This window comes from Xanthomonas sp. 3793 (assembly GCF_024806835.1).
Taxonomy (GTDB): domain Bacteria; phylum Pseudomonadota; class Gammaproteobacteria; order Xanthomonadales; family Xanthomonadaceae; genus Xanthomonas; species Xanthomonas arboricola_F.
In genome coordinates this window covers 205,137-231,493 of sequence record NZ_JANTYU010000003.1, presented here as the reverse complement: position 1 = coordinate 231,493, position 26,357 = coordinate 205,137, and the positions used below count along the sequence as shown (strand labels likewise).

Genomic DNA, 26,357 nt, shown 5'->3' with positions numbered 1-26,357 from the left:
CCACGTTTCCAGGATTGCCCGATGACCACAGCCCGCCTCCGTTCCGCATCACCGTTGCCCACGTTGGCAACCTGGGCGCTGTGGCTGCTGGGTGGCCTGCTGCTGGTGTTCGTGGTGGCCGTGCCGATGGATGTCACCCAGCAGATGGTGTTTTCCGGAGTGCTGTTCGCGGTGGCGCTGGCGGTGCGCAACCGTGGCGGGCGGGTGGTCATCCTGATGATGATGAGCATGTCGCTGGCGGTGTCGTGCCGCTACATCTGGTGGCGCATGACGCAGACCATGGGCGTGGGCAGCGCGGTGGATTTCATTCTCGGCCTGGGCCTGCTCGGCGCGGAGCTGTATGCATTCGTGATCCTGGTGCTGGGCTATTTCCAGGTGCTGTGGCCGCTTAATCGCAAGCCGGCGCCCTTGCCTGCCGACCAGAGCCTGTGGCCGAGCGTGGACGTGTTCATCCCCACCTACAACGAGCCGTTGTCGGTAGTGCGCACCACCGTGCTGGCCGCCAGCGTGATCGATTGGCCGGCCGGCAAGATCACCATCCACCTGCTCGATGACGGACGCCGCGACGAGTTCCGCGAGTTCTGCGCCGAGGTCGGCATCAACTACGTCACCCGCACCAACAATGCGCACGCCAAGGCCGGCAACATCAATGCGGCGTTGAAGAAGTGCAGCGGTCAATACGTGGCCATCTTCGATTGCGATCACATCCCGACCCGCTCGTTCCTGCAGGTGGCGATGGGCTGGTTTCTGCGCGACACCAAGCTGGCGCTGGTGCAGATGCCGCACTATTTCTTCTCGCCGGATCCGTTCGAGCGCAACCTCGATACGCACGGCAAGGTACCCAACGAAGGCGAGCTGTTCTACGGCCTGTTGCAGGATGGCAACGACCAATGGAACGCCACGTTCTTCTGCGGCTCGTGCGCGGTGATCAAGCGCACCGCGCTGGAAGAGGTCGGCGGTGTGGCGGTGGAAACCGTGACCGAAGATGCGCACACCGCGCTCAAATTGCAGCGTCGCGGCTATCGCACCGCGTATCTGGCGGTGCCGCAGGCGGCGGGACTGGCCACCGAGAGCCTGTCCGGGCATGTGGCGCAGCGCATCCGCTGGGCGCGCGGCATGGCGCAGATCGCGCGCATCGATAATCCGTTACTCGGTCGCGGGCTCAAGCTGTCGCAGCGGCTGTGCTATCTCAACGCGATGCTGCACTTCTTCTACGGGCTGCCGCGCATCATCTATCTCACCGCGCCGCTGGCGTACCTGTTCTTCGGCGCGCATGTGATCCAGGCATCGGCGTTGATGATCCTGGCCTACGCGCTGCCGCACATCCTGCAGGCCAATCTGACCAACCTGCGCGTGCAGAGCCGCTTCCGCCATCTGTTGTGGAACGAGGTCTACGAGACCACGCTGGCCTGGTACATCTTCCGCCCCACGCTGGTGGCCTTGCTCAATCCCAAGCTCGGCAAGTTCAACGTCACGCCCAAGGGCGGGCTGGTGGCGCGCAGTTATTTCGATGCGCAGATCGCCAAGCCGTATCTGTTCCTGCTGCTGCTCAATGTGGTCGGCGTGATCGCCGGCGTGCTGCGGCTGATCTATGTCGGCGGCAGCGGCGAGCAGCAGACGATCTGGTTCAACCTGGCCTGGACGCTCTACAACATGGTGCTGCTCGGCGCCACGATCGCCACGGCCAGCGAAACCCGCCAGGTGCGCAGCGCGCACCGTGTGCCGCTGGATATCCCGGTCAATCTGTACCTGCCCGACGGCGGGGCGCTGGCATGCCGCTCGGTGAATTTTTCCACCGGCGGCATGGCGATCAAGCTCGCGCAGCCGCAGCCGATCGAACCCGGCCTGGCGGTGCAGATCGGACTCAGTCATCGCGGCATCGAGCAGACCTTGCCGGCCGTGGTGCGGCAGGACCGCGATGGCCAGGTCAGCGTGCAGTTCACCGCGATGTCGATGGAGCAGGAGCGCTGGCTGGTGGCGTCCACCTTTGCGCGCGCCGATATCTGGTTGTCGCAATGGGGCCAGCACGATCGCGATTCGTTCTGGCGCTCGATGGGTCAGGTCTTGGCGGCGAGTGCGCGCGGGTTCGGGCGCCTGGGCCGGCATATGGTGGATAGCACGCGCCAGGGGTTCCGTCCGGCGCGCGCGGTGGATCTGGAGTCGTGAACGTGATGCGTGGTAGTTCCCTTTCCCCTGCAAAGAAACAACTGATGCGAATGTCCCCGGCGGTGTTGACCTGCGCGCTCACGCTACTGGCCGGTCTGGCGCAGGCGCAACAACCGGTGCCGGCTGCGCAGGCCGACGACGATGCGCAGAGCGCGGCGGCAACAGCGATCGCACCTGCGGCGCCGGCACCGCTGCCCGCTGGCAGCACGCGCGCGGCCACGCTGCGCGATCTCGGCATCGATTACGAAATCACCTTGCGCGGCGTGCAGGGCAGTGCCGGTGTGCCCTTCAGTGTGCGTAGCGATGAAATCGTCACCGCCGCCACGCTCAACCTGAAATACAGCTACTCGCCATCGCTGCTGCCGGACCTGTCGCACGTCAAGGTCACCATCAACGGCGTGACCGTTGCGACCTTGCCCACCGACAAGGCCAACGCCGGCAAGTTGCTCTCGGCCGATCTGCCGGTCGATCCGCGGCTGATCACCGACTACAACCAGCTCAACCTGCAACTCATCGGGCATTACACGCGCGAGTGCGAAGACCCCGACCACAGCAGCCTGTGGGCGAATGTGGACGCGGCCACCAGCCTGTCGTTGACCACCACGCCGCTGGCGCTGGCCAACAACCTGGCGCTGCTGCCGGTGCCGTTTTTCGATGTGCGCGATACGCGGCGTCTGGAGCTGCCGTTCTATTTCCCGCAGCAGCCGGACATGGCCACGTTGCAGGCCGCCGGCACGGTCGCCTCGTGGTTCGGCACCCTGGCCGGGTATCGCGGTGCGGTGTTCACGGCCTCGACCAGCGCCCTGCCGGCCACCGGCAACGCGGTGGTGTTCGCCACGCCCGACACCTTGCCTGCGCAGTTCGCCACCGCCGACAGCGGCGTGGCCGATATCCGCGGGCCGACGGTTGCGGTGGTGGTCAACCCGACCGATCCCAACGGCAAGCTGCTGCTAGTGCTGGGCCGCAACACCGACGATCTGCAACGCGCGGCTACCGCGCTGGCGCTGCGCGCGCCGTTGACCGGTGCGGTGGCGCGGATCGGCGAGATGTCCGCGCCGACGCCGCGTCGGCCATACGACGCGCCCAAGTGGGTTTCCAGCGAGCATCCGGTGCGCTTCGGCGACCTGGTCACCCAGTCCGGCGCGCTCAACGTCACCGGCTATCACCCGGACCTGATCCGGGTCGGTCTGCAACTGCCGCCGGACCTGTTCGTGTGGGAGCGCGACGGCATTCCGGTGGCGCTGAAGTACCGCTACACGCTTCCGGAGCAGGACAACAAGTCCGCGCTCAATGTCAGCATCAACGAGTCGTTCGTGACCACCTTGCCGCTGACCGGCCGCCCGTTCGCCGAATCCACGCCGATGCGCTGGTGGAACAGCCTGGGCACGCGCGGCAGCATGCCGGTGCATCAGGATCTGAAACTGCCGGTGGGCGCGTTTTCGGCCAATAGCCAACTGCGCTTCCATTTCTTCTTCGATCGCCCGCAAGGCGAGGCCTGCAAGAACACCTTCCCGGATGTGTCCGGCGCCATCGATGCCGATTCCACCATCGACCTGAGCGGCTTCCACCACTACATGGCGATGCCGAATCTGGCTGCGTTCGCCAATGCCGGCTACCCGTTCACGCGGCTGGCCGATCTGTCCGAATCGGCGATCGTTCTGCCCAACAACCCGGGCGACCAGGATCTGGGCAATGTGCTGACCCTGCTCGGCCGGTTCGGTGCGTCCACCGGCTACCCGGCGCTGCATGTGCAGATCATCGCCGCCAGCGCGGTGCAGCAGCATGCCGATCGCGATCTGTTGCTGCTGGGCAGCGCTGAGTCGCAACCGCTGTTCAAGCAGTGGCGCGCTCAGCTGCCGGTAGGCCAGGACGGGCAGAATCGCCGCATCGGCCTGACCGATTGGCTGTTCGACAAACTGCCCGGTTTTCTGTCGTTCGACGCGCGCCGCACCGACCTGCCGACCACCACCGACATCGCGTTGCAGCCGCAGCCCGACGACGTGTTGCTGATGGGCTTCGAATCGCCGTTGAAATCCGGCCGCAGCGTGGTCGCGTTTCAGACCGAAGACCCGGCCAACATGAGTCGTCTGTTCGATGCCTGGTTCGACCCGGCGTTGCTCAAGGATTTCCAGGGCAGCGTGGTGTTGCTGCAGCAGAAGAAGGTCACCAGCCTGGTCGGCAACCAGACCTATTACGTGGGCCACCTGCCGTTGCCGACCTGGCTGCGCTGGTACTTCTCGCATCACCCGGTCTGGCTGGCCTTGACCGTGGTGCTGCTGGCGCTGCTGCTGGCACTGGCCGCGCGCGTACTGCTGCGCCGGCACACCGCCGAGCGCCTCAACGACGGCCACGGCGCATGAACGCGCACACGCGCGGCAGTGTCATGACGCGCCGCAGCCTGCTGCGCGCCGGTGCGCTGGCGTCGCTGGCCGCGCTGTTGCCGGCCGGCGCGACGGCGGCACCCGCACAGTGCGGCGCCTGGCCGCTTTGGAACGCATTCGTGTCCAAGCACATCCAGCCCGACGGCCGGGTGGTGGACTTCCTCAACGCCGATCAACGCTCCACCTCCGAAGGCCAGTCGTATGCGCTGTTCTTCGCGCTGGTGGCCAATGACCAGGTGCTGTTCGACAAGGTACTGGGCTGGACCCGGCACAACCTGTGCGGTGGCCGCCCGGATCTCAATCTGCCTGCCTGGTTGTGGGGCCGCGATGGCAGCGGCGACTGGCGCGTGCTCGATGCCAATACCGCCAGCGATGGCGAGTTGTGGATCGCTTACGCCTTGCTGGAAGCCGGCCGGCTGTGGAACCGCCCCGGTTACGGCAAGGCCGGCCAGCAGATCCTGCAACTGATGCGCACCCAGGAAGTGGCTGCGCTGCCTGGCCTGGGGCCGATGCTGTTGCCCGGCCGCAGCGGCTTTGTCGAACCCGGCCGCTGGACGCTCAATCCCAGTTATCTGCCGATCCAGGTGCTGCGCCGCTGCGCCAACGCCGACCCCAAGGGGCCGTGGGCGGCGATCGCCGCCAACGCGGCGCGCGTGCTGCGCGACAGTGCGCCGGTCGGCTTTGCGCCGGATTGGACCGTGTGGGACGGCAAGGCCTTCGGTGCCGATCCCAAGCGCGGCAATCTCGGCAGCTACGATGCCATCCGCGTGTACCTGTGGGCCGGCATGCTGGACGCCGGCGAGCCGCTGCGCGCGAAGTTGCTGCAGGATTTGTCCGGCCCGGCCGACCTGCTCGCCGCAGGCACCGCGTTTGCCGAAAAGATCGACACCGCGCGCGGCGTGGGCACTGGCACCGTGCCGGTGGGGTTTTCCGCCGCGTTGCTGCCGTATCTGAGCGCGCTGCGGCAGCCTGCGCTGCTCAAGGCGCAGGCGCAGCGGATTCCGCTGGCCGCCACACCGGCCGCCGCAGCGCTGCCGTATTTCGAACGCACGCTGGCCCTGTTCGGACAGGGCTGGCTTGAGAACCGCTACCGCTTTGCCGCAGACGGGCGCCTGCTGCCCGCCTGGAGAACGCCTGCATGCTCCGCAAAAACCTGACGCCGCTCTATCTGGCCGGCATGATCGACCTGTGCCTGCTTGCCTGCCCGGTGCACGCGCAGACCAGCGCGACCCAGCAACTGGTCGGGCAGGGCAACTACTGGCACGACCAGGGTCGCGACGACCTGGCCGCCGACACCTGGAAAAAGCTGCTCGGCATCGACCCGGACCAGCCCGATGCCTTGCTCGGCCTGGCGCAGATCGACCTGGCGCAGGGCCGCCAGTCCGAAGCGCGCAAGCGCCTGCAGCAACTGGAAGCGGCGCATCCGCAATCGCCGCAGGCGCAGCGCCTGCGTGTGGCGATCGGTGCGCGCGGCAGCGCCACTGCCGGCGAAGATCCCAACCTGCGCAATGCACGCCGCGCCGCCGCGGCAGGACGTTATGTGGAAGCCGCGCGCAGCTATGAAGCCGTGTTTGCCGGCAAGGCGCCGCCGCCCAATCTTGCGCTGGAGTACTACCAATCGTTGGCCGGCACGCCAACCGGTTGGGAGCGTGCGCGCGACGGGCTGCGCAGGCTGCAGGCCAGCGACCCGGCCAACCCGTCCGTGCAGCTGGCGCTGGCCCAGGTGTTGAGCTACCGCGAGCCCACCCGTCGCGAAGGCATCGCGCAATTGCGCACGCTGGCCCAACGCGCCGATGTCGGCGGCCCGGCACGCACCAGCTGGCGCCAGGCGTTGCTGTGGCTCAACGCCAGCACCGCCGATGCACCGCTGTACCAGGCATTTCTGGCCGGTACGCCGACCGATGCCGACGTGACCGCCAAGCTCGGTCAATTGCGCGAACAACGCGCGGCTGCTGCCGCTGCGCCCGCCGACCCCAACGGCGTCGCGCTCAGCGAAGGTTTTCGCGCGCTCAATGCCGGCAATCTGAGCACGGCCGAACAACGCTTCACCCAGGTGCTGCGCGCCCGCTCGCGCGACCCGGAAGCATTGGGCGGCCTGGGCTCGGTGCGGCTGCGTCAGCAACGCTTTGCCGAAGCGCAGGAGCTGCTGCGCGCGGCCGCGGCCAGCAGCGGCAAATGGAAAGGTGCGCTGGACAGCGCGCGCTACTGGCAACAGCTGCAGCAAGCCGAAGCCGCGCGCGCGCGCGGAGACATCGCGCAGGCACGCCAGTTGGTGGAGCAGTCGGTGCAGTTGCTGCCCAACGAGCCGGCAGGCCATGTCGCGCTGGGCGGTCTGCAAAGCGCCAGCGATCCCGTCGCGGCCGAAGCCAGTTATCGCAAGGCGCTGTCGCGCGATGCCGATAACCCCGGCGCCTTGCAGGGCCTGGTCGGGCTGTACAGCCGCCAGGGCCGCATGACCGAAGCCAGCGAATTGTTCAACCGCCTGCCGGCTGCCGAGCGCGCCAAGTCCGGCGGGCAAGCCTTGCTGCGTTCCAACGTGCAGCGCGCCCGCGCGCGGCAATCGCTGGAGGCCGGCGATGCGGTCAGCGCGCAGGCCGAGCTGGAAGCGGCCATGGTCGAACGTCCCGGCGACGCCTGGATTCGCCTGGATCTGGCCCGTCTGTATCAACAGGCCGGCCGCCCCGATCAGGCGCGCAGCGTCATGGATGGCCTGCTTGCCGTGCACGGGGACCAGCCCGAAGCGCTGCACGCCAACGCCTTGCTCGCGCAGGAAAGCGGCGACTGGCAGGGCGCGTACGACAGCCTGGATCGCATTCCGGCGGCCGCGCGCACGCCGGAAATGACCCAGCTGCGCACCATCGCCTGGATCGAACTGCAGGCACGTCAGGCGCGGCTGCTGGTGGAGCAGGGCAGGGTTGGCGAGGCGCAGCAGTTGCTCGCGCGCACCGAAACTGCGCTGGGCAACCAGCTCGACGATCCGCAGTTGCTGGCCAGCCTGGCCGGCGCGCATGCCGACGCCGGCAACGCCCCGCGCGCGCTGGTGCTGGCGCAGCGCCTGGTCACCGGCGCCAATCCGCGCACCGAAGACCGCCTGCAATATGCCGGCGTGCTGCTGCGCGCGCACCAGGATGCGGAATTGTCGGCAGTGCTGCGCCAGCTGCAATCCACCACCATGACGCCGGAACAATTGCGCCGCTATCAAACCCTGCGCAGCGCCTACACGCTGCGCCAGGTGGATGCCTTGCGCGAGCTCGGCAATCTGGAAGGCGCCTACGATGCGCTGTCGCCGATCCTGGCACAGCAACCGGACAACCGCGACGCCCAGGCGGCACTGGCACGGCTGTATGCCGCCGCCGGCGATCAGCGCCAGGCGCTGGCGATCTATCAGCAGATCCTGCAGCGCCATCCCAACGATCTGGACACGCTCACTGCCGCCGCCAACAGCGCCGCCGCGCAGTCGGATCTGCGCAACGCCGAGAGTTATCTGCAGCGCGCGCTGGCGCAGGCGCCGGAGTCGCCGGAGGTGCTGGCCGCTGCCGGACGCGTGTATCGCAGCGCCGGCAAGAACCGCAAGGCCGAGCAGTATTTCCGCGCGGCGCTGGCTGCGCAGCAACGCCAGGCCGGTCAGCTCGATAACGGCCTGCCGGGCGCACGTGGCCCGGCAGCGGTGGCCTCGGCCGGCCGGCCGCTCAATCCGTTTTCCGGCATGACCGGCGCCATGCCGCGCTCGCCGGCGGTGCTGTCCGAGCGCATGGATGGCGCTGGCACGTATGGCGAGGTTGCGCCGCTCGCCGCGTCGCCGGCCTCGGCCCGGTTCGCCGCGGTTGCGCCGGCCGGTGCATCCGTGGACACCGGCGGCGATGTGTTGCCGCAACCGGTCAGCGCCAGCGTCGCGCCGGCCATGCTGCCTGTGCCCGGCAGCCGCCCGCGCGGATCGGTACGCGACGAAAGGCTGCTTGCCACGCGCGCTGCCGCACCGATCGGCGCGGATGCCGGTCCGCGCCTGACAAGACCTGCCGCCCAGGCGCTACCGCCGGCCGGTAGCGGTAACAGCGTGCTCGACGAACTGCGCGCCGTGCAATCGGAAAACAGCGACAACCTCGCCGGTGGCGCGCTGTACCGCTCGCGCGATGGCGAAGACGGCCTGGGCCGCCTGGACGACATCGAAATGCCGGTGCAGGCCGAGTTCGCGGTGGGCGAAGGCAAACTCGGCGTCACGCTGACCCCTACCGTGGTGGATGCCGGTACGCTGACCACCGATTACGCCACTGCCAGTCGCTTCGGCGCCGGCCCGCAGACAGCAGTCAACGACGCGCTTGCCGCCGACCGCAGCCCGATCGACACGCTGACCGGTTCGGCGGTGTATCAGTTGCTCGCCACCCAGGGCGATAACGTCGCCACGCGCGAACGCCTGCGCCGTTATGCCTTGAATACCGGGCTGTTCGGCGAGCTGCTGACCGAAAACAACAACAGCACGCCGGCTGCGTTGGCCGCGCTGGCCAACGAACCGCTGCCGGCGTATCTGCTCAGCGTCAACGCGTCCAACACGCCGATTGCGCAGCTGGCGCGCGACATCCTCGGCAATACCGCGATCAGCGAACAGCTGGCCGCTGGCGATGGTGCCGCGTTGCAGGCGCTGGCCAGCAGCTCCGCCGCCGCGCAACAGACGCCGACTTCGCTGGCGGCCACGCTCAACAGCATGGCCGCCACCGGCAACGGTGCGCGCCGGCTCAGCCAGGACGACACCGGCGTGGGTGTGGGCGTGCGCTATCGCAACGGCGGTTTCAGCGCCGACGTGGGCAGCACGCCGATCGGGTTCCAGGAGCAGAACATCGTCGGTGGCGTCGGCTATCGCGGCGACCTCGGCGAGACGGTGAGCTGGTCGGCCGATGCGTCGCGGCGCGCGGTGACCGACAGCGTGCTGTCGTTCGCCGGCGCGCAGGATGCGCGCAGCGGCCGCGAATGGGGCGGCGTCGCCAGCAACGGCATCGCGCTCTCGGCTACCGCCGACAACGGCCTGCTCGGTGGATATGCCAATCTCGCCGCGCACCGCTTGACCGGTCACAACGTGGCCGACAACGACCACCGCCAGGCCGACCTGGGCTTCTACGTGCATGCGCTGGAAACGCAGAATCAATCGCTGACCGCCGGCGTCAACCTGACCGCCATGCAGTACGACAAGAATCTCAGCGGCTTCACATACGGCCACGGCGGTTACTTCAGCCCGCAGGAGTATGTGGACCTTGGCTTCCCGGTGCACTGGAGCGGCCGCAGCGCGGGGCAGAGCGTCAACTGGAAGGTCGATGCCAGTGTGGGCGTGCAGCATTTCAAGACCGATCCAACGCCGTATTTCCCCACCGACCCGACCCTGCAACAGGCTGCTTACGATGCCGCATCGCTGGCGGCGCTGCTGGGCCTGGTCGACCGCTACACCGACCCGGTATATGCGGGCGAGAGCCGCACCGGCGTGTCGTACAACCTCAGTGGCGCGGCCGAATGGCAGGTGGCACCTCAGTTGTTCCTGGGTGGGCGCATGACCTTCAATAACGCACGCGACTACAACCAGTTCAGCAGCAATCTCTATCTGCGCTTTGTGATGGATCGCCTGGGCGCCGCACTGGGCCGCGCACCGCAGGTGCTGACCTCGCCGTACGCGGCGGATCGCTGAGGCGGCGGCACTGGCGGTTCGCTCTCGCAGCGGGCAGTTGCCGCTGCATGCGGGCCGGGCGATGCATGCCTGCGGCCTGCTGTGTGGGCGCACGCCTGTCACGGTCGTGCATCGATCTTGCGAGCGGCGTGCGGCGAGCGGCGCACCGCCCCGCACCACATAAACGAACGGCGCCTTTCGGCGCCGTTCGCATCCCCATCAAGTGGCGCGCGCTCGCCTCAGGGGCGAACCTTGGTGGCGCAGATGAAAGTCGCCGCCTGCTGCACGCGGCTGATCGCACCCTGGTCTTCCAGTTCGCGGATGTGATCGTTCATGCAGGTCAGATAGCCGAAGCGGTTACCGGCATTCTGCGTCTTGCACAGGCTGCTCTCGGCGGTCAGGTTTGCACCGACGATCAGACCGCCGGTTTCCACCGTCGGCACCAGCGTGTTGCAGTTACCCAGCCGGGTCAGGCCGCGGTTCAAGGTCCAACCGATATCGGCGAACATCGCCGGGGTCAGGTCGATGTTCAGATGCGCTTGCACTTCCGGCGTATCGAACGGCTCCATCAGCGCATTGGGCTGCAGGTCGGTATCGAAGTGCGAGAACGTCGAGCCACCGGCCACCACGCTGGGTGAATACAACCGCGTGCGGCCTGCGGTGTCGGTGCCCTGCAGCAGGTCCGGGTCCTCGTACAGGCCTGCCACCACTGCGCTGGCACCCTTGAGTCGCGCGCCATCGGCCTGCGACACCATGATCGCCGGGATGGTGATGTCGGTGATCGGCGGCGCGGCATTGCCCATGGTCTGCACGCCGGCGGCGTTGTTGGCCACGATCACGCCGACCGCACCGTTGAGCTGGGCGTTCTTGACCTTGATCGCGAACGCGCAGGTGCCGCGGTCGATCAGCGCCACCTTGCCGGCCACCTCGGCCGCATTGACGAACGGGGTTTCGCAGCCATCGGTGGCCGAGGGGGCCGCAGCGCCGTCATTGATGGTCACCACTGCGCGCGCCGGGAAATTACCGGCGGTGGCCAGCGGCCCGAAGCTGGCAAAGCCCACTTCGAACTTGCCGGCCGCAGCGGCCGGCGCGCTGACCTGCAGCAGCGTGCGCGGGTCCAGGATCAAGGCTGCCTCGCGGTTGACCCGCGTGCCGGCCCACACCGTGCGGCCGGGCGTACGCATCGCTTCGGCGCGCAAGGCATTGGTCATGGTCGGGTCGTCGAAACGCTTGTTCTGCACGTTATCGAAGGCCTGCGAGGTGTACACGTCGGTCAGCCCGCTGCCCGAACCGAGCACGCCGGTGGTCTTGTTGAGGAACCCGGCAGCGCCCAAGCCGTGGCCGATTTCGTGCATCACCACGTTGAGGAAGTTGATCTGGCCTTCCGGGGTCTTGCCGTCCAGGCCCAGGTACCAGCCCGAACCGGCCAGGCAGTCGTCCTTGCCCAGGTCGCCGTTGAATTGCGAAAACACGTCGGCCGGATCGGCCGGATCCGGTACCAGGTCCTGGCCCGCGATCGCGTCGCCCAGCGCGGACGGATACAGCGTATTGGCCTTGGCGCCGGGGAAGTTGTTGACGATCCAGTTCGGCCCTGCCTGGCCCAGCGTGCCGCCGGTGGCGGTGCAGGTCAGTCGCGCGAACGAGGCATAGACCTTGATCTCGACGTTGCTCTGCAGCACCGCGCCCCACAGGTCCATGGCGTACTGGTAGGCGATGCGACGCTGTTCGCCGACCGAGCGCCCGGGATTGCCGCCCAACGGTGCGGCGGCGGTGGGGTCGTTCAACCCAACCACGGTGCCGGCATCGCCATTGATCAGCGTGACGTTGGCGGCGCTTGCATGCAGCGGCGCGATCGCCGCAGCCACGGCCAGAGACAACAGCAACAAGGGCTTATTCATGCGGCAGCGCTCCGTGCTCGGCGTGGGCGGGTTGGGTGTCGGCGTCGTCGCTGTGCTCGATCACGATGCGGCCATCGGCCTGGCGGGTCGCGGTCAGCGAACTCATTTGCGTGGCCGGCAACTTGCGCGCCACGGTGCCATTGGGCAGGCGGCGCTCGGTGGCGCGGGCGGCCGCCTCGGTTTGCGGCACCGTCGTGCGTGTTGCCGCACTGCGGGCAGCCGAACCGGCCTGCTGGTCCAGCGCCGCGCTCTCGGCGTCGGTCAGCGGGCGCAGCTTGCCGGTGACGGGATCGATACCGACCTTGGAACTGCTGGTTGCAGCCTCTTGCGCCATGGCCAAGGCCGGCAGGCAGAGGACGCACAACACACCGGACAGCATCCATCCGGGCTTACGAACGCTCATCATCGTTGGGGTTTCCTTGAGTCCAACAGGGAAAAGGGACGCCGTGCAGACACCGGCATCGGGGGAATCCTTCCGTTTCAGTCTGTTCATGACTGAATCATGAATCCGTGATGTGTGTCAATCTTTTGACATGTGGCGCGCTGAATGCGAAGCGATAGCCTGAAACGGTTATCGGTGCACTTGCGTCGGGGGAATTCTTAGGGATTCAGCGGTGGCTGGTACCCGGATCGGTCAGATTTTTGACGCGAGCCAACTGAGCCGGAAGCCACCCTTGTCCCCTCGGGAGAAGGTGCCCCGAAGGGGCGGATGAGGTACGAGCGAGGCCAGGTGGTGGGTGAGGGCAGGGATTGGAGTGCATTCGCGCTTCGCTCCGGAACCTCACCCCACCCCGCTACCGACGGGGGAGGGCCGTAGTCCACCCCGGCCAGCGGCTCGGTCCGCGCAGATAGTGCGGTTGCACCGACGCCCGCAAGCCGTGCGTTTGTGCGTTGCCGGAGAGATGCTCATGCCGGCACCTGCACCTGCACCTGCACCTGCACTGCACCCGCATCGGCATCAGCGCTTTCTGTGCGTGCCTTGCGCTGATTCTGCGACAGCGCGTTGCATTGGACCTCGACGCGTTACAGTCTCGGCTACTCCGCGCACCAAGTCCCCATGTACGCCGTCATCTATCACAACCCCGCTTGCGGCACGTCGCGCAACACGCTGGCGCTGATCCGGCATGTCGGCATCGAACCGCAGATCATCGAGTATCTGCAGTACCCGCCAGACCGGCAGACGCTGCAGGCGCTGATTGCCGATGCCGGCCTGTCGGTGCGCGATGCCCTGCGCCAGAAGGGCACGCCGTATCTGGAGCTGGGACTCGACAATCCCGCGCTGGATGACGCCGCACTGCTGAGCGCGATGCTCGCGCATCCGATCCTGATCAATCGCCCGTTCGTGCAGACCTCGTTGGGTACGCGCCTGTGCCGTCCATCCGAGCAGGTGCTCGACCTGTTGCCAGCGGCCACCGGCGCATTCGTCAAGGAAGACGGCGAACGCGTGCTGGACGAAACCGGCCAGCGCATCGGCGCCTGAGCGCGGCAGCGATCGTGGTCATCACTGCGCCGCTACCGGTCCTGCGTCTGCCGCGCTAAGCGCATCCACTGAATCGGTAGCGCCATGACCGCGCACAACCGATCGGCGCTTGACGTCGACGCCATCGCCGGCATGGACTGCACCGCTACCACCCCGTGTCTACCGCGCTGGAAGCGACCAACGGAGCGACTGTCTGACCACAGGCAGACGCGGCCGGTGCCAGGGCGTCAGGTAGCGCTCGTACACTCCGACTGGCGCCGTCCACACCTGCCTGGCAGCCGCTCGCCAGCGTGTGGTGGCCGTTCTAAGATCGCCGTATCGTTTTGAGGAGCATCGACATGATTCGCGAGATTATCCGCATGGGCGACAAGCGCCTGCTGCGCGTGGCGCCACCGGTGACCGACCTGGGCAGTGCCGACTTGCATGCCTTGGTGGCCGACATGTTCGAAACCATGGACGACGCACGCGGCGTCGGTCTGGCCGCTCCGCAGATCGCAGTGGACCTGCAATTGATGGTGTTCGGTTTCGAAGTCAGCGAGCGTTATCCGGACGCGCCCACGGTGCCGCGCACGGCCTTGGCGAACGCGCAGATCGAGCCGCTGTCGGACGAGATGGAAAACGGCTGGGAAGGCTGTCTGTCGATTCCCGGCCTGCGCGCGGTGATCCCGCGTTACCGCCACATCCGCTATCGCGGTTTCGCCCCCGACGGCAGCCCGATCGAACGCGAGGCCGAAGGCTTCCACGCGCGAGTGGTGCAGCACGAATACGACCACCTGGTTGGCCGCCTGTACCCCTCGCGGATCGAAAACTTCGACACCTTCGGTTTCGAAGACGTGTTGTCCTACGACCTGTAGCGCAGCGCTCGCGCTGCGCGTCTCATCTTCGGCGGCGGCACGGTGGAGGCGAGACGGCACTGCACCTCGGATGTAACAAGGGCGCCGTTCGGCGCCCTTGTCGTACTTACTTCAGCGCCTTGAAGCGCAGACGCTTGGGGCCTGCGTCATCGCCCATGCGGCGGCGCTTGTCTTCTTCGTACTCGCGGTAGTTGCCCTGGAAGAACTCCACGTGCGACTCGCCTTCGAACGACAGGATGTGCGTGGCGATACGGTCGAGGAACCAGCGATCGTGCGAAATCACGAAGGTGTTGCCCGGGAACTCCAGCAATGCATCTTCCAGCGCACGCAGCGTTTCGATGTCCAGGTCGTTGGACGGTTCGTCGAGCAGCAGCACGTTGCCGCCCTGCAGCAGCGTCTTGGCCATGTGCAGACGACCGCGCTCACCACCGGAGAGCGAGCCGACCATCTTCTGCTGGTCCTGGCCCTTGAAGTTGAAGCGGCCGATGTAGGCGCGCGACTGGATCTCCACGCCGTTGATGTTGAGGATGTCCAGGCCGCCTGCGATTTCCTGGAACACGTTGTGGTTGCCTTCCAGCGCGTCGCGGCTCTGGTCCACATAGGACAGCTGCACGGTAGGGCCGACCACGATTTCGCCGGAATCGGGCTTTTCCTGGCCGGTGATCATCTTGAACAGGGTCGACTTACCGGCACCGTTGGGGCCGATGATGCCAACGATGGCGCCGGGCGGCACGATCATCGACAGGTTGTCGATCAGCAGGCGGTCGCCGAACTTCTTGGACACGTTCTTGAACTCCATCACCGAATTGCCCAGGCGCTCGCCCGGCGGGATGAAGATTTCATTGGTCTCGTTGCGGCGCTGGTAATCCACCGACTGCAGCTCTTCCAGGCGGGCCAGACGCGCCTTGCCCTTGGTGCGCCCGCCCTTGGCGTTCTGGCGCGACCATTCCAGTTCCTTCTGGATCGCCTTCTGGCGTGACTTTTCCTGGTTGTCTTCCTGCTTGAGGCGCTCGTCCTTCTGGGTCAGCCAGTCGGTGTAGTTGCCCTTCCACGGAATGCCGCGGCCGCGGTCCAGTTCCAGGATCCACTCGGCGGCGTTGTCGAGGAAGTAGCGATCATGCGTGACCGCCACCACGGTGCCGGTGTAGCGCGCCAGGAACTGTTCCAGCCACTCCACCGATTCGGCGTCCAGGTGGTTGGTCGGTTCGTCCAGCAGCAGCATGTCCGGCTTCTGCAGCAGCAGGCGGCACAATGCCACGCGGCGCTTTTCGCCACCGGACAGCTTGCCGACCACCGCGTCCCACGGCGGCAGGCGCAGCGCGTCGGCGGCCACGTCCAGCTGGTTTTCCAGGGTGTGCGCATCGCCTGCGGCCAGGATCGCCTCCAGGCGTTCCTGTTCCTTGGCCAGGGCGTCGAAATCGGCGCCTTCTTCGGCATAGGCCAGGTACACCGCATCCAGCGCGGCCTGGGCCTGCAACACGTCGCCTACGCCTTCTTCGACCGCCTCGCGCACGGTGTGCTCGGGGTTGAGCTGCGGCTCCTGCGCCAGGTAGCCGACCTTGATGCCGGCCTGCGGACGGGCTTCGCCCTCGAAATCGGTATCCACGCCGGCCATGATCTTCAGCACCGTGGACTTGCCCGCGCCGTTCAGGCCCAGCAGGCCGATCTTGGCGCCCGGGAAAAAGCTCAGCGAGATGTCCTTGATGATCTGCCGCTTGGGCGGGACCACCTTGCTGACGCGGTTCATGGTGTAGATGTATTGCGACATGGGTGCTCCGTGGACGCAGGCAGCCCACCGGCCGGGGCCGGAGGCAGCGGAAAAGGGATTGCGCCGATTATACGGGCAAGCGCCCGGGGCCGCGCCGGGTGGGATCTAGCTAAACGGCAGCCTACCTATTACCTGAATAGGGATTTTCGTAACCGATTCCAGCAAGAATGCGTTAAGGCGGGCAGCGTCTTAATGAAATTGCGACATCGCAAACAGGAGCTGGTCATGAACCGCAAACGCATTGTCACTGTTGTGCTTTCTTCCATCCTGGCGCTGGGCTCCGTGGCTCCGGCAGCGTTTGCCGACGACTGGGGCCGCGGCCACGATCGTCGTGGCCACGACCGCGACGATCGTCACGACCATGGCCGCGATCGCCGTGGCGACTGGCGCAACGATCGCCGCGACTGGCGGGACGATCGTCACGACGATCGCCGTTACTACAGCAGCGGCTACCGCGAGGGCTATCGCGATGCCCGCTATCAGGACCGTCGCTACGACCGCAACCGGGTCTATGTCTACGATCGCCCCAGTTACTACCGCGCCGGCCCGCCGCCGCGCCCGTACTGGGCCCGCGGCCAGCGTTACCACGGCCCGGTCTATGTGATCAACGACTACGACCGCTACAATCTGCGCCGCCCGCCGTATGGCTACCGTTGGCAACGCGACAACACCGGCAATCTGCTGCTGGTCGCCATCGCCACCGGTGTGATTGCCGACCTGGTCCTCAACAACTGAGCAGGCCGCCGGCCGCTCGCCGAGCAATCGGGCCAGTCATCACGCAAAGGCGCACTTCGGTGCGCCTTTGTCGTTATGCGTGGCGTGCCGACCGATCGGGCCCATGCCCGCCAGCGGCGCGATTGGTCACCCGTGCGGCGGGGGCTTACAATCGGCGGCCCTACTGGCTGCAGCTGCCCCGGAGTTTCGAATGTTCTCGCGCGACGTCCGACTGGAAACCTACGACCCCGAACTGGCCAAGGCCATTGCCGCTGAAGTCGGCCGCCAGGAGGATCACGTCGAACTGATCGCCAGCGAGAACTACTGCAGCGCCCTGGTGATGGAAGCCCAGGGAAGCCAGCTGACCAACAAGTACGCCGAAGGCTATCCGGGCAAGCGCTACTACGGCGGCTGCGAGTTCGTCGACATTGCCGAGCAACTGGCGATCGACCGCATCAAGCAGGTGTTCGGCGCCGACTATGCGAACGTGCAGCCGCACAGCGGTTCGCAGGCCAATCAGGCGGTGTATCTGGCGCTGCTGCAGCCCGGCGACACCATCTTGGGCATGAGCCTGGCCCACGGCGGTCACCTGACCCACGGTGCCAAGGTCAACGTCTCCGGCAAGCTGTTCAACGCGGTGCAGTACGGCGTCAACGAGCAGGGCCTGATCGATTACGACGAGGTCCAGCGCCTGGCGACCGAGCACAAGCCGAAGATGGTGGTGGCCGGGTTCTCGGCCTATTCGCAGAAGATCGACTGGGCGCGTTTCCGCGCCATCGCCGACAGCGTCGGTGCGTATCTGTTCGTGGACATGGCGCATGTGGCCGGCCTGGTCGCCGCCGGTGTGTACCCCAGCCCGCTGGAGCATGCGCACGTGGTCACCTCGACCACCCACAAGACCCTGCGCGGCCCGCGCGGCGGCATCATCGTGGCCAAGGGCGCCAGCGAAGAACTGCAGAAGAAGCTGCAGTCGATCGTGTTCCCCGGTATCCAGGGCGGCCCGCTGATGCACGTGATCGCGGCCAAGGCGGTGGCGTTCAAGGAAGCGCTGGAGCCGGAGTTCAAGACCTACCAGCAGCAGGTGGTCAAGAACGCCCAGGCGATGGCCAACACGCTGATCGCGCGCGGCTACAAGATCGTGTCCGGCGGCACCGAAAATCACCTGATGCTCGTTGACATGATTGGCCGCGATGTTTCCGGCAAGGATGCAGAGGCCGCGCTCGGCAAGGCTCACATCACCGTCAACAAGAACTCGGTGCCCAACGACCCGCGCTCGCCGTTCGTCACCTCCGGCCTGCGCCTGGGCACCCCGGCGATCACCACGCGCGGTTACCTGGAGCAGGACAGCATCGACCTGGCCAACTGGATCGCCGACGTGCTCGACGCCCCCAGCGACGAAGCCGTGCTGGCCAAGGTGCGTGACGCAGTGACCGCGCAGTGCAAGAAGTATCCGGTGTATGGCTGAGCTGCCGGGATTGGTGATTCGGGATTGGGGATGCGCGGCAAGCGCGTCCTTGCTCCTGCTGTTGCCAATCCCCAATCCCCATTCTCCAATCCCGGCGCCCTGATGCACTGCCCCTTCTGCCAGCACAACGACACCCGCGTGATCGATTCGCGGGTGTCCGAAGACGGCACGACGATTCGTCGGCGTCGCGAGTGCGAGGCGTGCGGCGAGCGTTTCAGCACGTTGGAAACCATCGAGCTCAAGCTGCCCACCGTGGTCAAGAGCGACGGCGGGCGCGAGGCATTCGATGCGCGCAAGCTGCGCACCAGTTTCGACCGCGCGCTGCAGAAACGCCCGGTGTCCGAAGAACAGATCGAAGCGGCGGTCCGCGCGGTGGTGCATCAGCTGCGCATGTCAGGCGAGCGCGAGGTCGGCTCGCTGCGGGTGGGCGAATACGTCATGGTCGAGCTGCGCAAACTCGATCATGTGGGCTATGTGCGGTTCGCCTCGGTGTATCGCAGCTTCCAGGACGTGGCCGACTTCCGCGAAGAAATCGAAAAGCTCGAGCGCGAGCTTCCGGTAGGCAGCGAGCAACTGCCGCTGCTGGAAGCGGCGCTGGAACGCGCCGGCAAACCCGGCAAGCGCTGAGCGCATGCGCATCGCCTGCGTGGCGGACACGCCAGAGCATCTGCCCGCCATCGCACAGGCGCATCTGCAGGCCTTCGGCAGCCTGTTGCCGGACTGGACGATCGATGAAGCGTTGAGCGAACTGCGCAGGCATACGCGCGATGGCGTGATTCCCACCACCTGGGTCGCGCTCGATCCGTCGCACTGGCTCGGTTCGGTCAGCCTGCTGGAGAACGACGACGACCGCATCCGTCAATGGTCGCCCTGGCTGGCATCACTGTACGTGCAGCCGCAGGCGCGCGGGCGGGGCATCGGCCAAGCACTGGTGGCGCACTGCGTGCGCGCCGCCGCGCAATTGCGTGTGCCGCTGCTGTATCTGTATTGCCAGCCGGCGTTGATGTCGTTTTATCGGCGACTGGGCTGGCACGCGCATGCCGAGCTGTTGCTTGGCCCGATGCAGATCGTGGTGATGGCCATCGCGCCCGAAGGAGCAAGGCAATGAAGGTGACGGCCGACGACCACCGCTGGATGGCACAGGCGCTGCGCCTGGCAGAACGTGGTGCCTACACCACGCGGCCCAATCCGATGGTGGGCTGCGTGATCGTGCGCGATGGCGCGTGCGTGGGCGAAGGCTTCCATCAGCGGGCCGGTGGCCCGCATGCGGAAGTGTTCGCGCTGCGCGCCGCCGGCGAGCAGGCACGTGGGGCGACTGCATACGTGACATTGGAGCCGTGCGCGCATTACGGGCGCACGCCGCCGTGCGCACTGGCCTTGATCGAAGCAGGCGTGGCGCGCGTGGTTGCGGCGATGGCCGACCCATTTCCGCAGGTCAACGGCGGTGGCTTTGCACTGCTGCGCGAGGCCGGGATCGAAGTGGTCGCAGGTGTGCTGCAGGCGCAGGCGCGCGAACTCAATCGTGGGTTCCTCTCGCGGGTAGAGCGTGGGCGCCCGTGGCTGCGGGTCAAGCTGGGCGCCAGCCTGGATGGGCGCACTGCGCTGGCCAACGGGCACTCCAAGTGGATTACCGGTGCGCACGCACGTGCCGACGTGCAACGCTGGCGCGCGCGTGCCGGCGCCATCCTGACCGGTGCCGGCACGGTACTGGCGGACGATCCGGCGATGACGGTGCGCTTGGGCGATGACACGCCCTTCGTGCCGCCGTTGCGGGTCGTGCTGGACGCGCGCTTGCGCACCCTGGAGTGCGGGAACATTCGCCAGGGCGATGCGCCGACGCTCTATCTGCATGGCCATGCGCTGCAAGCGCCGTCGCTGCAGAGTGCCGAATTCGTCGGGATGCCACTGCAGGAAGGGCGTTTGGATCCGGGAGCGGTGCTGGCGCTGCTGGCCGAGCGCGGGATCAACGAGGTACATGCAGAGGCCGGCGCAACGCTGAGCGGCGCGCTGCTGCAAGCCGGCCTGGTCGACGAACTGCTGGTCTACATGGCACCGGTGCTGCTGGGCGATACCGCCAGACCGCTGCTGGCCGGGCTTGGCATCGATACCATGGCGCAACGTCGCGCTCTGCATCTGGCCGATGTGCGCCAGCTTGGCCAGGATCTGCGGCTGCGCTACCTGCCTGGTGTCGTCGAATGAATGCTGGCTCTGGCGCAAGGGAACGTTACGGGATGCTGTTCCCGTAGTGCACGTGTTCTGCCAGCGCTGAAGCCCGAGGGGGCGTTACCCAATGCCTGGCCTGCCCGGGCAGCGCAGGTGCGAAGGAGGGCAGCGATGCAGGCGACGGTTGAACACACTGCCGACCAATATGTGCTCTCAGGCCTCTACGGACGAAACCCACCTTTCTTCACGTATCGGATTTCTCGTTATGACCATGCTCGCTGCACATGCCCGGCAGTTTGCGGAAGGACAAGTCTGGGAGTACCGCAACCGGGCCGAGGAGCCGGGTTCGACGCTGCTGATCAACAGGATCGAGGTCGAATCGAACATTGGCGAGGTGTTCCATATCAGCGTCCGCGACGTGCGGGTCAGGAACGTGCATGCTCCCAATGCCGTTTCGACGGAGTTGCCGCATTTTCCGGTGTCCAGAACGACACTCGAAAGCTCCGTGACCACGCTGGTGGGGCATGCCCCGGCAAATCCGGAGTATCTGGAGGGCTACACGACATGGCGTGCGGCCTTTGACGACGGCGACGCCGGCGTCTTCACACTCCCCGTGAGTGAGATCGTCGATGTCATCGAAACCACCATCAATCAGTAGCAGGATGCGAGGCGATGTGAGGGGCGAATGCGTGGTCCGGTTTATGGGCATTTCCTGCTGCAAACGGCAGCAAGCGGGCGTGCGATGTTGCACGCTCTAGAAACGCGGCTTCCACCGCCCATTCTGCTGGTGGTGCTTGCAGCAGTGGTGTGGCGATTGCCGGGGGCTGTCTCCTCGGGGGTATGCATTTCCATTGGCGTGCCGTGCGTTGTGCTTGGCCTTTCGATCAACGCGTGGTCGAAAGTCATGTTTCGGTCTGCGCGTACCACGGTCAATCCACTGCACCCGGAGCGATCTTCTGCCTTGGTGACATCCGGGCTGTATCGGTACTCGCGTCACCCGATGTACCTGGGCTATGCCCTGGCATTGCTGGGCTGGGTCATCTGCCACGGGCAGCTGCTTGGCCTGTTCGAAGTGGCGCTGTTTATCGGCTATGTCACGGTTTTTCAGATACTGCCCGAGGAACGCTGCCTGTCGGCACGCTTCCAGGCCGACTATGCGGTGTACCGCGCAGCGGTGCGTCGCTGGCTCTGAACCCGCGTCACGCACGTCGATCAATGGTGCGTTTGACCTGGCGCCCTGCGATTCGCCCTGTGTTCCTGTCGACATTGGACATTGGCGGGTGCCGCCGCCGCTGGAGTGTCGTCGGGCGCTTCAAACCTGATGTGCTGCGTTTCGCAGGGGCGCACGTTCCAGCTGCGAATGGTGTACAAGCAGCGTTCCGATCGGACGATAGAGCATCGGTACCCAGTTGCTTGTTGAAGCGTTTTTCCGTCAGGTCGGGCCGATCGTGCCAGGAAGGGCCGAACATAAAAAAGGCTCCGCAAGCGGAGCCTTTTTTGTAGCTGCAGCGCGTCGATCAGAAGCTTGCGCGCACGCCGACACGGTACTGGTTGGCGTTGTCGATGAACTGCGCTTCGGCAACGATACCCCAGGTCTTGGTGAAATTGACCTGGCCGCCGAGGGTGCCGACGAATTCGCCTTCGTCCACGTCGCTGCCGTCGATGTAGCCGGCCTTGATCCAAGCTTCGGTACGTGGCGAGGGCTTGCCACGCAGGCCGAGGTTGCCGAAGCCGAGGCTACTGGTGTCCGAGGAGTCGTCCACCGAGCGGCCACGAAGGCGCAGGTCGGATTCGACCTTGGATCGCAGCACGCTGATGTCGGCGATGAACTCGACGCGCTCGGTCATTTCCTGGCGATAGCCGATACCGACGCTGGCCTGCTGCAAGGTGCCTTCGAGCACGAAGCCGGAGCCGAGGTTGAAATCCTTGGTGGCACGCTGGTAGCCGGCGAGCAGGTAGACCGGCTCGGCAATCTGCCACGAACCGCGCAGGTAGCCGCCGTCCAGGTCGTCCGAATCGCCGTTCACGGTGATTTCGGTGCGGTTCCAGCCGCCTTCGACATAGCTGTAGCTCAGGCCTTCAGCAGCGGCGGCAAACGGGGCGGCGGCCAGTAGGGCAGCCAGAATCAGGGTGGTGCGCATGAGTGTTCTCTCTGAATTGATGTCCGTGTCTTCCGGCCGACGGGCTGGAAAAGAGCGCGACGTCTCCCGCCGCGGCGCGCAATTTAACAGACTCTTCACAAAACTTGCTATGGGGAAATTCCTGACACGACACAGCGTCCTGCCGGCCTTAGCCGGTGGTCAGCAACGGCGCCGGTGCACGCTGTTAAACTGCGCCGGCCGGTTCGCCGGTACTCACGAACGTCTTCAGGGCGGGGTGCGATTCCCCACCGGCGGTAGGCACGTGCAAACGTGCGAGCCCGCGAGCGCTTCGCGGCGGCGCCCGGCAGTTCATTGCGGGGGTGGTGCGAAGGTCAGCAGATCCGGTCCGATGCCGGAGCCGACGGTATAGTCCGGATGAAAGAAGACGGCCAACGCGCAGCCTTGCGGCTGCGCGCGCGCCTGTTTGCTTTGCCTTGCGGCGTTTTTCGCTCAACTTCTGCGAGAAACGACTATGTCTTTGCATCACCTGTCGCGTTGCATCGCGACCCTCCACTGCGCCAAGCCACCACGATCGTTGCTGCAAACGGGGGTGCGCTGATGTTCACCGGAATCATTGAAGGCGTGGGCCGTCTGGCGGCGCGCCAGCCGCAGGGCGGCGATGTGCGGTTTAGCTTCGCTGTCGGCAACTTGCCGTTCGAGGCGGTGCAGCTCGGCGAAAGCATCGCCGTCAACGGCGTCTGCCTGACCGTGATCGCGTTCGACGCAGCCAGTTTTCAAGCCGATGCGTCCACCGAAACCCTGTCGCTGACCACCTTGGGTACGTTGCCGGAAGGCGCGGTGATCAACCTTGAGCGTGCGATGCGCCCGACCGATCGCCTGGGCGGGCATCTTGTCAGTGGCCACGTCGATGGACTGGGTCAGGTGCAATCGGTGCACGGCGATGCGCGTGCGCAGCGCTGGCGGTTTGCCGCTTCGCCTGCCGTATTGCGCTATGTCGCCAAGAAGGGCTCGATCTGCGTGGACGGCGTCAGCCTCACCGTCAACGACGTGGACGAGGCCGGCTTTGAAGTGGCGTTGATTCCGCACACGGTCGCCAATACCGCGTTTGCGGCCACTGCCGTGGGCGCTGCGGTGAATCTGGAAATCGATCTGGTGGCGCGCTATGTCGAGCGCCTGCTCGGCACGCGGGGTGCAGCATGAATTTCGCGCCGGTTCCCGAGCTGATCGAAGAGTTGCGCGCCGGGCGCATGGTGGTGATCGTCGACGACGAAGACCGCGAAAACGAAGGTGATCTGATCATGGCCGCCGAGCTGGTCAAGCCGTCGGACATCAATTTCATGGTGACCCACGCGCGTGGACTGGTGTGCCTGTCGCTGACCCGCGAGCGCTGCGCCCAGCTTGGTCTTGCGCCGATGGTGCGCAATAACACCGCGCAGTTCCAGACCAACTTCACCGTCAGCATCGAGGCGGCCGAAGGCGTTACCACCGGTATCTCGGCCTACGACCGTGCGCATACGGTGCGGACCGCGGTACGTCCGGATGCCAAACCGCAGGATCTGAGCCAGCCAGGGCATATTTTCCCGCTGATTTCGCAGCCCGGTGGCGTACTGACCCGCGCCGGCCATACCGAAGCCGCCAGCGATCTGCCGATGCTGGCCGGGCTGGAACCGGCCGGCGTGCTGGTGGAAGTGCTCAACCCGGATGGCAGCATGGCGCGCCGCCCGCAGCTGGAAGTGTTCGCACGCGAGCACGGGCTGAAGATGGGCTCGATCGCCGATCTGATCGCCTACCGGCTGGCCAACGAGCACACCGTCGAACGGGTGGACGAGCGCGACATCACCACCGAGTTCGGCCCGTTCAAACTGGTGACCTACCGCGACCGCATCGCGCACGACCTGCACTTTGCCCTGGTGCGCGGCGTGGCCGAGCCGAATACGCCCACGCTGGTGCGCGTGCAGGTGGAAAACCCGTTGGCCGATCTGCTGCATTGGCAGCGCGATGATTTTGGCGTGGCCGCCACCGATGCCTTGCGTGCGATCTCCGCCGAAGGACAGGGCGTGATGGTGGTGCTGTCGGCCCCGCGCGACAGCGAATCGCTGTTGGCGCGGTTGCGCCAGCAGCCCGAAGCTGCCGCCAATGCCAAGGACGTCAGCCAGTGGCGGCGCAATGGAGCCGGCGCGCAGATCCTGGCCGAGCTCGGTCTGGGCAAGCTGCGCGTGCTGGGGACCCCGCGCCGCCAGATCGGCCTGGCCGGTTTCGGGCTGGAGGTGGTGGAGTATCTGGAATGCCACCCGGGCGAAGCGCTGCGTTCGGTGCCGCCGACAGCGGTGCCGTAAGCGCAATCCAGTGCCGGCAGCGCATGGTTGCCAGCAGGTGCGGGTGTCGAAGATGCGGGCGGTGACGTCGCCCGTGGCCCATCGCCAACCGCCTGCCGCTGGCAACCATGCGCTGCAGGTGATGCGCCCTGGCGTCCCGGACGCCCCGGCAGTGCCTGCTTCGGTGGGCCGCTGCCGTGCATGTCGGCCGGGCCCGGGCCCGGCAGCTGTTAAACTTCCCGCCCCCTCGAGTTGCCGACCCGCATGACCCACTACGAAGGCGATCTTCGCCCCACCACCGCGCGCTTTGCGATCATCGCCAGCCGCTGGAATGCCCGTATCACCGACGTGCTGGTTGCCGGCGCGCGCCAGAGCCTGGCCGGCAACGGCATCGGCGAGGACGCCATCGACGTGATCCGCGTGCCCGGCGCCTGGGAAATTCCGATCGCCGCCAACCGGGTGGCGCAGTCTGGCCAGCACGGCGCGATCATTGCGCTGGGCTGCGTGATCCGTGGAGATACCCGCCACTACGAACACGTGGCCGACCTGTGCGCCGAGGGCCTGATGAGCGTGCAGCTGCAGACCGGCGTGCCGGTGCTCAACGGTGTGCTGGCGGTCGAGCGGGTGGAAGATGCCGAGGCACGCGCCGGCGGCAGCCATGGCAACAAGGGCGAGGAATGCGCGCTTGCCGCGCTGGAACTGGTGAATTTGATGGAGTTGTTGCCATGAGCAAGTCCGGTGGACATGCCCGCCACGGCCGTCGCGACGGCATCGACCCGGTGCTGCGCTCGCGTGCACGCCGCCGTGCGCTGCAGGCGGTGTATGCCTGGCAGATCTCCGGCGGCTTTGCCAAGCAGGTGATCGGCCAGTTTGCACATGAGCAGGCGCACGAAGTGGCCGACCTGGCGTACTTCGAAAGCCTGGTGGAAGGCGTGCTCACCCATCGCGCCGAACTGGATACCGCGTTGACGCCGTACCTGGATCGTGGCGTGGAAGAGGTCGACGCGATCGAACGCGCGGTGCTGCGCCTGGCTGCCTACGAGCTGCTGTATCGCCAGGACGTGCCCTACCGCGTGGTGATCAACGAAGCGATCGAAACCGCCAAGCGCTTCGGCTCCGAACACGGTCACACCTACGTCAACGGCGTGCTGGATCGCGCTGCCGTGGAGTGGCGCAAGGTCGAGTCCGGCGCCTGAGGCGCCGGGATTCGGCATTCGTGATTAGGGATTGGCAGCGAGCGCAGGTCCTGCTGATGCAAGGTGCGAGCGCCTTCGCTTGAGTGACGCAGCCTTGAGTTGATCCGCTATGTCTGCGCTGTCGCATCCTTCGATAGGATGGCTGGCCAGCTGTCGTGTCGCACTTCACACCGCCTGCTGTTACCAATCCCGAATGCCAAATCCCCAT

At 66.3% G+C, this 26,357-nt stretch carries 21 protein-coding genes and 1 riboswitch; of the genes, 17 read left to right on the top strand and 4 right to left on the bottom strand.

Translation table 11 applies throughout. The features are described 5' to 3' along the window. Nucleotides 1–21: 21 nt before the first annotated feature. The 4 genes from bcsA to FHY18_RS11430 are packed head-to-tail and all read left to right on the top strand — an operon-like array spanning nt 22 to nt 10,215. Nucleotides 22–2,166 (top strand): UDP-forming cellulose synthase catalytic subunit, encoded by a 2,145-nt coding sequence (gene bcsA / locus FHY18_RS11445; RefSeq protein WP_259154917.1) that lies wholly within the window; start codon nt 22–24, stop codon nt 2,164–2,166. Nucleotides 2,167–2,210: 44 nt separating this feature from the next. Continuing rightward, on the top strand, nt 2,211–4,526 hold the full coding sequence (gene bcsB, locus FHY18_RS11440) for a cellulose biosynthesis cyclic di-GMP-binding regulatory protein BcsB (RefSeq protein ID WP_259154908.1): 2,316 nt from the start codon (nt 2,211–2,213) through the stop codon (nt 4,524–4,526). Beyond that, nucleotides 4,523–5,704, top strand: a complete 1,182-nt coding sequence (gene bcsZ, locus FHY18_RS11435; protein ID WP_259154899.1) for a cellulose synthase complex periplasmic endoglucanase BcsZ — start codon at nt 4,523–4,525, stop codon at nt 5,702–5,704. Before bcsB ends, bcsZ begins: the two co-directional genes overlap by 4 nt. Next, nucleotides 5,686–10,215: a cellulose biosynthesis protein BcsC gene (locus FHY18_RS11430; protein WP_259154898.1), complete on the top strand. Its 4,530-nt coding sequence runs from the start codon at nt 5,686–5,688 to the stop codon at nt 10,213–10,215. The genes bcsZ and FHY18_RS11430 overlap by 19 nt, the downstream gene beginning before the upstream one ends. 218 nt (nt 10,216–10,433) lie before the next feature. Here the strand turns inward: FHY18_RS11430 and FHY18_RS11425 are convergent, their stop codons facing one another. Then, complete coding sequence (locus tag FHY18_RS11425) at nt 10,434–12,092, bottom strand: PA domain-containing protein (protein WP_259154895.1); 1,659 nt, start codon at nt 12,090–12,092, stop codon at nt 10,434–10,436. Then, the gene (locus FHY18_RS11420) at nt 12,085–12,498 is read right to left on the bottom strand and encodes a hypothetical protein (protein ID WP_259154894.1); all 414 of its coding nucleotides are present in this window, start codon (nt 12,496–12,498) and stop codon (nt 12,085–12,087) included. Before FHY18_RS11420 ends, FHY18_RS11425 begins: the two co-directional genes overlap by 8 nt. 651 nt (nt 12,499–13,149) lie before the next feature. On the opposite strand from FHY18_RS11420, the gene arsC reads away from it, so the two are divergent. Both arsC and def read left to right on the top strand, forming a co-directional pair. Further along, nucleotides 13,150–13,572 (top strand): arsenate reductase (glutaredoxin), encoded by a 423-nt coding sequence (arsC, locus tag FHY18_RS11415; RefSeq protein ID WP_259154891.1) that lies wholly within the window; start codon nt 13,150–13,152, stop codon nt 13,570–13,572. Nucleotides 13,573–13,910: 338 nt separating this feature from the next. Then, a complete protein-coding gene (def, locus tag FHY18_RS11410) occupies nt 13,911–14,426 on the top strand; it encodes a peptide deformylase (protein WP_046963719.1) in 516 nt (171 codons plus the stop codon). A 106-nt stretch (nt 14,427–14,532) separates the two neighbouring features. On the opposite strand, the gene ettA is transcribed toward def, so the two are convergent. After that, entirely contained in the window at nt 14,533–16,194 is a 1,662-nt protein-coding gene (gene ettA, locus FHY18_RS11405; RefSeq protein ID WP_259154890.1) for an energy-dependent translational throttle protein EttA, read from the bottom strand. Between the two features lie 225 nt (nt 16,195–16,419). On the opposite strand from ettA, the gene FHY18_RS11400 reads away from it, so the two are divergent. The 7 genes from FHY18_RS11400 (at nt 16,420) to FHY18_RS11370 (ending at nt 21,728) form a co-directional block, all read left to right on the top strand. Beyond that, a complete protein-coding gene (locus tag FHY18_RS11400; RefSeq protein ID WP_259154888.1) occupies nt 16,420–16,929 on the top strand; it encodes an RcnB family protein in 510 nt (169 codons plus the stop codon). Between the two features lie 190 nt (nt 16,930–17,119). Further along, complete coding sequence (glyA, locus tag FHY18_RS11395) at nt 17,120–18,373, top strand: serine hydroxymethyltransferase (protein ID WP_259154887.1); 1,254 nt, start codon at nt 17,120–17,122, stop codon at nt 18,371–18,373. 102 nt (nt 18,374–18,475) lie between these two features. After that, nucleotides 18,476–19,000, top strand: a complete 525-nt coding sequence (gene nrdR, locus FHY18_RS11390; RefSeq protein ID WP_005997276.1) for a transcriptional regulator NrdR — start codon at nt 18,476–18,478, stop codon at nt 18,998–19,000. 4 nt (nt 19,001–19,004) lie between these two features. After that, nucleotides 19,005–19,481, top strand: a complete 477-nt coding sequence (locus tag FHY18_RS11385) for a GNAT family N-acetyltransferase (protein WP_259154882.1) — start codon at nt 19,005–19,007, stop codon at nt 19,479–19,481. Next, the gene (ribD, locus tag FHY18_RS11380; RefSeq protein WP_259154880.1) at nt 19,478–20,572 is read left to right on the top strand and encodes a bifunctional diaminohydroxyphosphoribosylaminopyrimidine deaminase/5-amino-6-(5-phosphoribosylamino)uracil reductase RibD; all 1,095 of its coding nucleotides are present in this window, start codon (nt 19,478–19,480) and stop codon (nt 20,570–20,572) included. Before FHY18_RS11385 ends, ribD begins: the two co-directional genes overlap by 4 nt. Nucleotides 20,573–20,801: 229 nt before the next feature. Further along, nucleotides 20,802–21,194 (top strand): hypothetical protein, encoded by a 393-nt coding sequence (locus tag FHY18_RS11375; RefSeq protein WP_259154879.1) that lies wholly within the window; start codon nt 20,802–20,804, stop codon nt 21,192–21,194. A 27-nt stretch (nt 21,195–21,221) separates the two neighbouring features. Beyond that, nucleotides 21,222–21,728: an isoprenylcysteine carboxylmethyltransferase family protein gene (locus FHY18_RS11370; RefSeq protein WP_326521209.1), complete on the top strand. Its 507-nt coding sequence runs from the start codon at nt 21,222–21,224 to the stop codon at nt 21,726–21,728. A 325-nt stretch (nt 21,729–22,053) separates the two neighbouring features. On the opposite strand, the gene FHY18_RS11365 is transcribed toward FHY18_RS11370, so the two are convergent. Beyond that, nucleotides 22,054–22,677 carry a hypothetical protein gene (locus FHY18_RS11365; RefSeq protein ID WP_259154875.1) on the bottom strand — a complete coding sequence of 208 codons (624 nt, stop codon included), beginning with the start codon at nt 22,675–22,677 and terminating at the stop codon, nt 22,054–22,056. Nucleotides 22,678–22,894: 217 nt separating this feature from the next. Beyond that, nucleotides 22,895–23,068, top strand: a riboswitch (FMN riboswitch). A gap of 167 nt (nt 23,069–23,235) precedes the next feature. Here FHY18_RS11365 and FHY18_RS11360 point away from each other — a divergent pair. The 4 genes from FHY18_RS11360 to nusB all read left to right on the top strand — a co-directional run bounded on the left by FHY18_RS11360 (nt 23,236) and on the right by nusB (nt 26,149). Further along, nucleotides 23,236–23,838 (top strand): riboflavin synthase, encoded by a 603-nt coding sequence (locus FHY18_RS11360; RefSeq protein ID WP_259154872.1) that lies wholly within the window; start codon nt 23,236–23,238, stop codon nt 23,836–23,838. Continuing rightward, complete coding sequence (gene ribB / locus FHY18_RS11355; protein WP_259154871.1) at nt 23,835–24,974, top strand: 3,4-dihydroxy-2-butanone-4-phosphate synthase; 1,140 nt, start codon at nt 23,835–23,837, stop codon at nt 24,972–24,974. Before FHY18_RS11360 ends, ribB begins: the two co-directional genes overlap by 4 nt. A gap of 243 nt (nt 24,975–25,217) precedes the next feature. Next, nucleotides 25,218–25,682, top strand: coding sequence for a 6,7-dimethyl-8-ribityllumazine synthase (gene ribH, locus FHY18_RS11350; protein WP_003490334.1), 465 nt, complete (start codon nt 25,218–25,220; stop codon nt 25,680–25,682). After that, on the top strand, nt 25,679–26,149 hold the full coding sequence (gene nusB / locus FHY18_RS11345) for a transcription antitermination factor NusB (protein ID WP_005997266.1): 471 nt from the start codon (nt 25,679–25,681) through the stop codon (nt 26,147–26,149). The genes ribH and nusB overlap by 4 nt, the downstream gene beginning before the upstream one ends. The last annotated feature ends 208 nt before the right edge of the window (nt 26,150–26,357 follow it).

What these genes read in the sequence shown, in the direction of transcription:
- arsC (WP_259154891.1), top strand. Translation starts at nt 13,150, where the DNA reads ATGTACGCCGTCATCTATCACAACCCCGCTTGCGGCACGTCGCGCAAC.
- FHY18_RS11400 (WP_259154888.1), top strand. Translation starts at nt 16,420, where the DNA reads ATGAACCGCAAACGCATTGTCACTGTTGTGCTTTCTTCCATCCTGGCG.
- FHY18_RS11365 (WP_259154875.1), bottom strand. Translation starts at nt 22,677, where the DNA reads ATGCGCACCACCCTGATTCTGGCTGCCCTACTGGCCGCCGCCCCGTTT.
- FHY18_RS11420 (WP_259154894.1), bottom strand. Translation starts at nt 12,498, where the DNA reads ATGATGAGCGTTCGTAAGCCCGGATGGATGCTGTCCGGTGTGTTGTGC.
- FHY18_RS11385 (WP_259154882.1), top strand. Translation starts at nt 19,005, where the DNA reads ATGCGCATCGCCTGCGTGGCGGACACGCCAGAGCATCTGCCCGCCATC.
- FHY18_RS11370 (WP_326521209.1), top strand. Translation starts at nt 21,222, where the DNA reads ATGCGTGGTCCGGTTTATGGGCATTTCCTGCTGCAAACGGCAGCAAGC.
- ribD (WP_259154880.1), top strand. Translation starts at nt 19,478, where the DNA reads ATGAAGGTGACGGCCGACGACCACCGCTGGATGGCACAGGCGCTGCGC.
- ribB (WP_259154871.1), top strand. Translation starts at nt 23,835, where the DNA reads ATGAATTTCGCGCCGGTTCCCGAGCTGATCGAAGAGTTGCGCGCCGGG.
- FHY18_RS11430 (WP_259154898.1), top strand. Translation starts at nt 5,686, where the DNA reads ATGCTCCGCAAAAACCTGACGCCGCTCTATCTGGCCGGCATGATCGAC.
- FHY18_RS11360 (WP_259154872.1), top strand. Translation starts at nt 23,236, where the DNA reads ATGTTCACCGGAATCATTGAAGGCGTGGGCCGTCTGGCGGCGCGCCAG.
- ribH (WP_003490334.1), top strand. Translation starts at nt 25,218, where the DNA reads ATGACCCACTACGAAGGCGATCTTCGCCCCACCACCGCGCGCTTTGCG.
- ettA (WP_259154890.1), bottom strand. Translation starts at nt 16,194, where the DNA reads ATGTCGCAATACATCTACACCATGAACCGCGTCAGCAAGGTGGTCCCG.
- bcsZ (WP_259154899.1), top strand. Translation starts at nt 4,523, where the DNA reads ATGAACGCGCACACGCGCGGCAGTGTCATGACGCGCCGCAGCCTGCTG.
- bcsB (WP_259154908.1), top strand. Translation starts at nt 2,211, where the DNA reads ATGCGAATGTCCCCGGCGGTGTTGACCTGCGCGCTCACGCTACTGGCC.
- def (WP_046963719.1), top strand. Translation starts at nt 13,911, where the DNA reads ATGATTCGCGAGATTATCCGCATGGGCGACAAGCGCCTGCTGCGCGTG.
- nrdR (WP_005997276.1), top strand. Translation starts at nt 18,476, where the DNA reads ATGCACTGCCCCTTCTGCCAGCACAACGACACCCGCGTGATCGATTCG.
- bcsA (WP_259154917.1), top strand. Translation starts at nt 22, where the DNA reads ATGACCACAGCCCGCCTCCGTTCCGCATCACCGTTGCCCACGTTGGCA.
- nusB (WP_005997266.1), top strand. Translation starts at nt 25,679, where the DNA reads ATGAGCAAGTCCGGTGGACATGCCCGCCACGGCCGTCGCGACGGCATC.
- glyA (WP_259154887.1), top strand. Translation starts at nt 17,120, where the DNA reads ATGTTCTCGCGCGACGTCCGACTGGAAACCTACGACCCCGAACTGGCC.
- FHY18_RS11425 (WP_259154895.1), bottom strand. Translation starts at nt 12,092, where the DNA reads ATGAATAAGCCCTTGTTGCTGTTGTCTCTGGCCGTGGCTGCGGCGATC.
- FHY18_RS11375 (WP_259154879.1), top strand. Translation starts at nt 20,802, where the DNA reads ATGACCATGCTCGCTGCACATGCCCGGCAGTTTGCGGAAGGACAAGTC.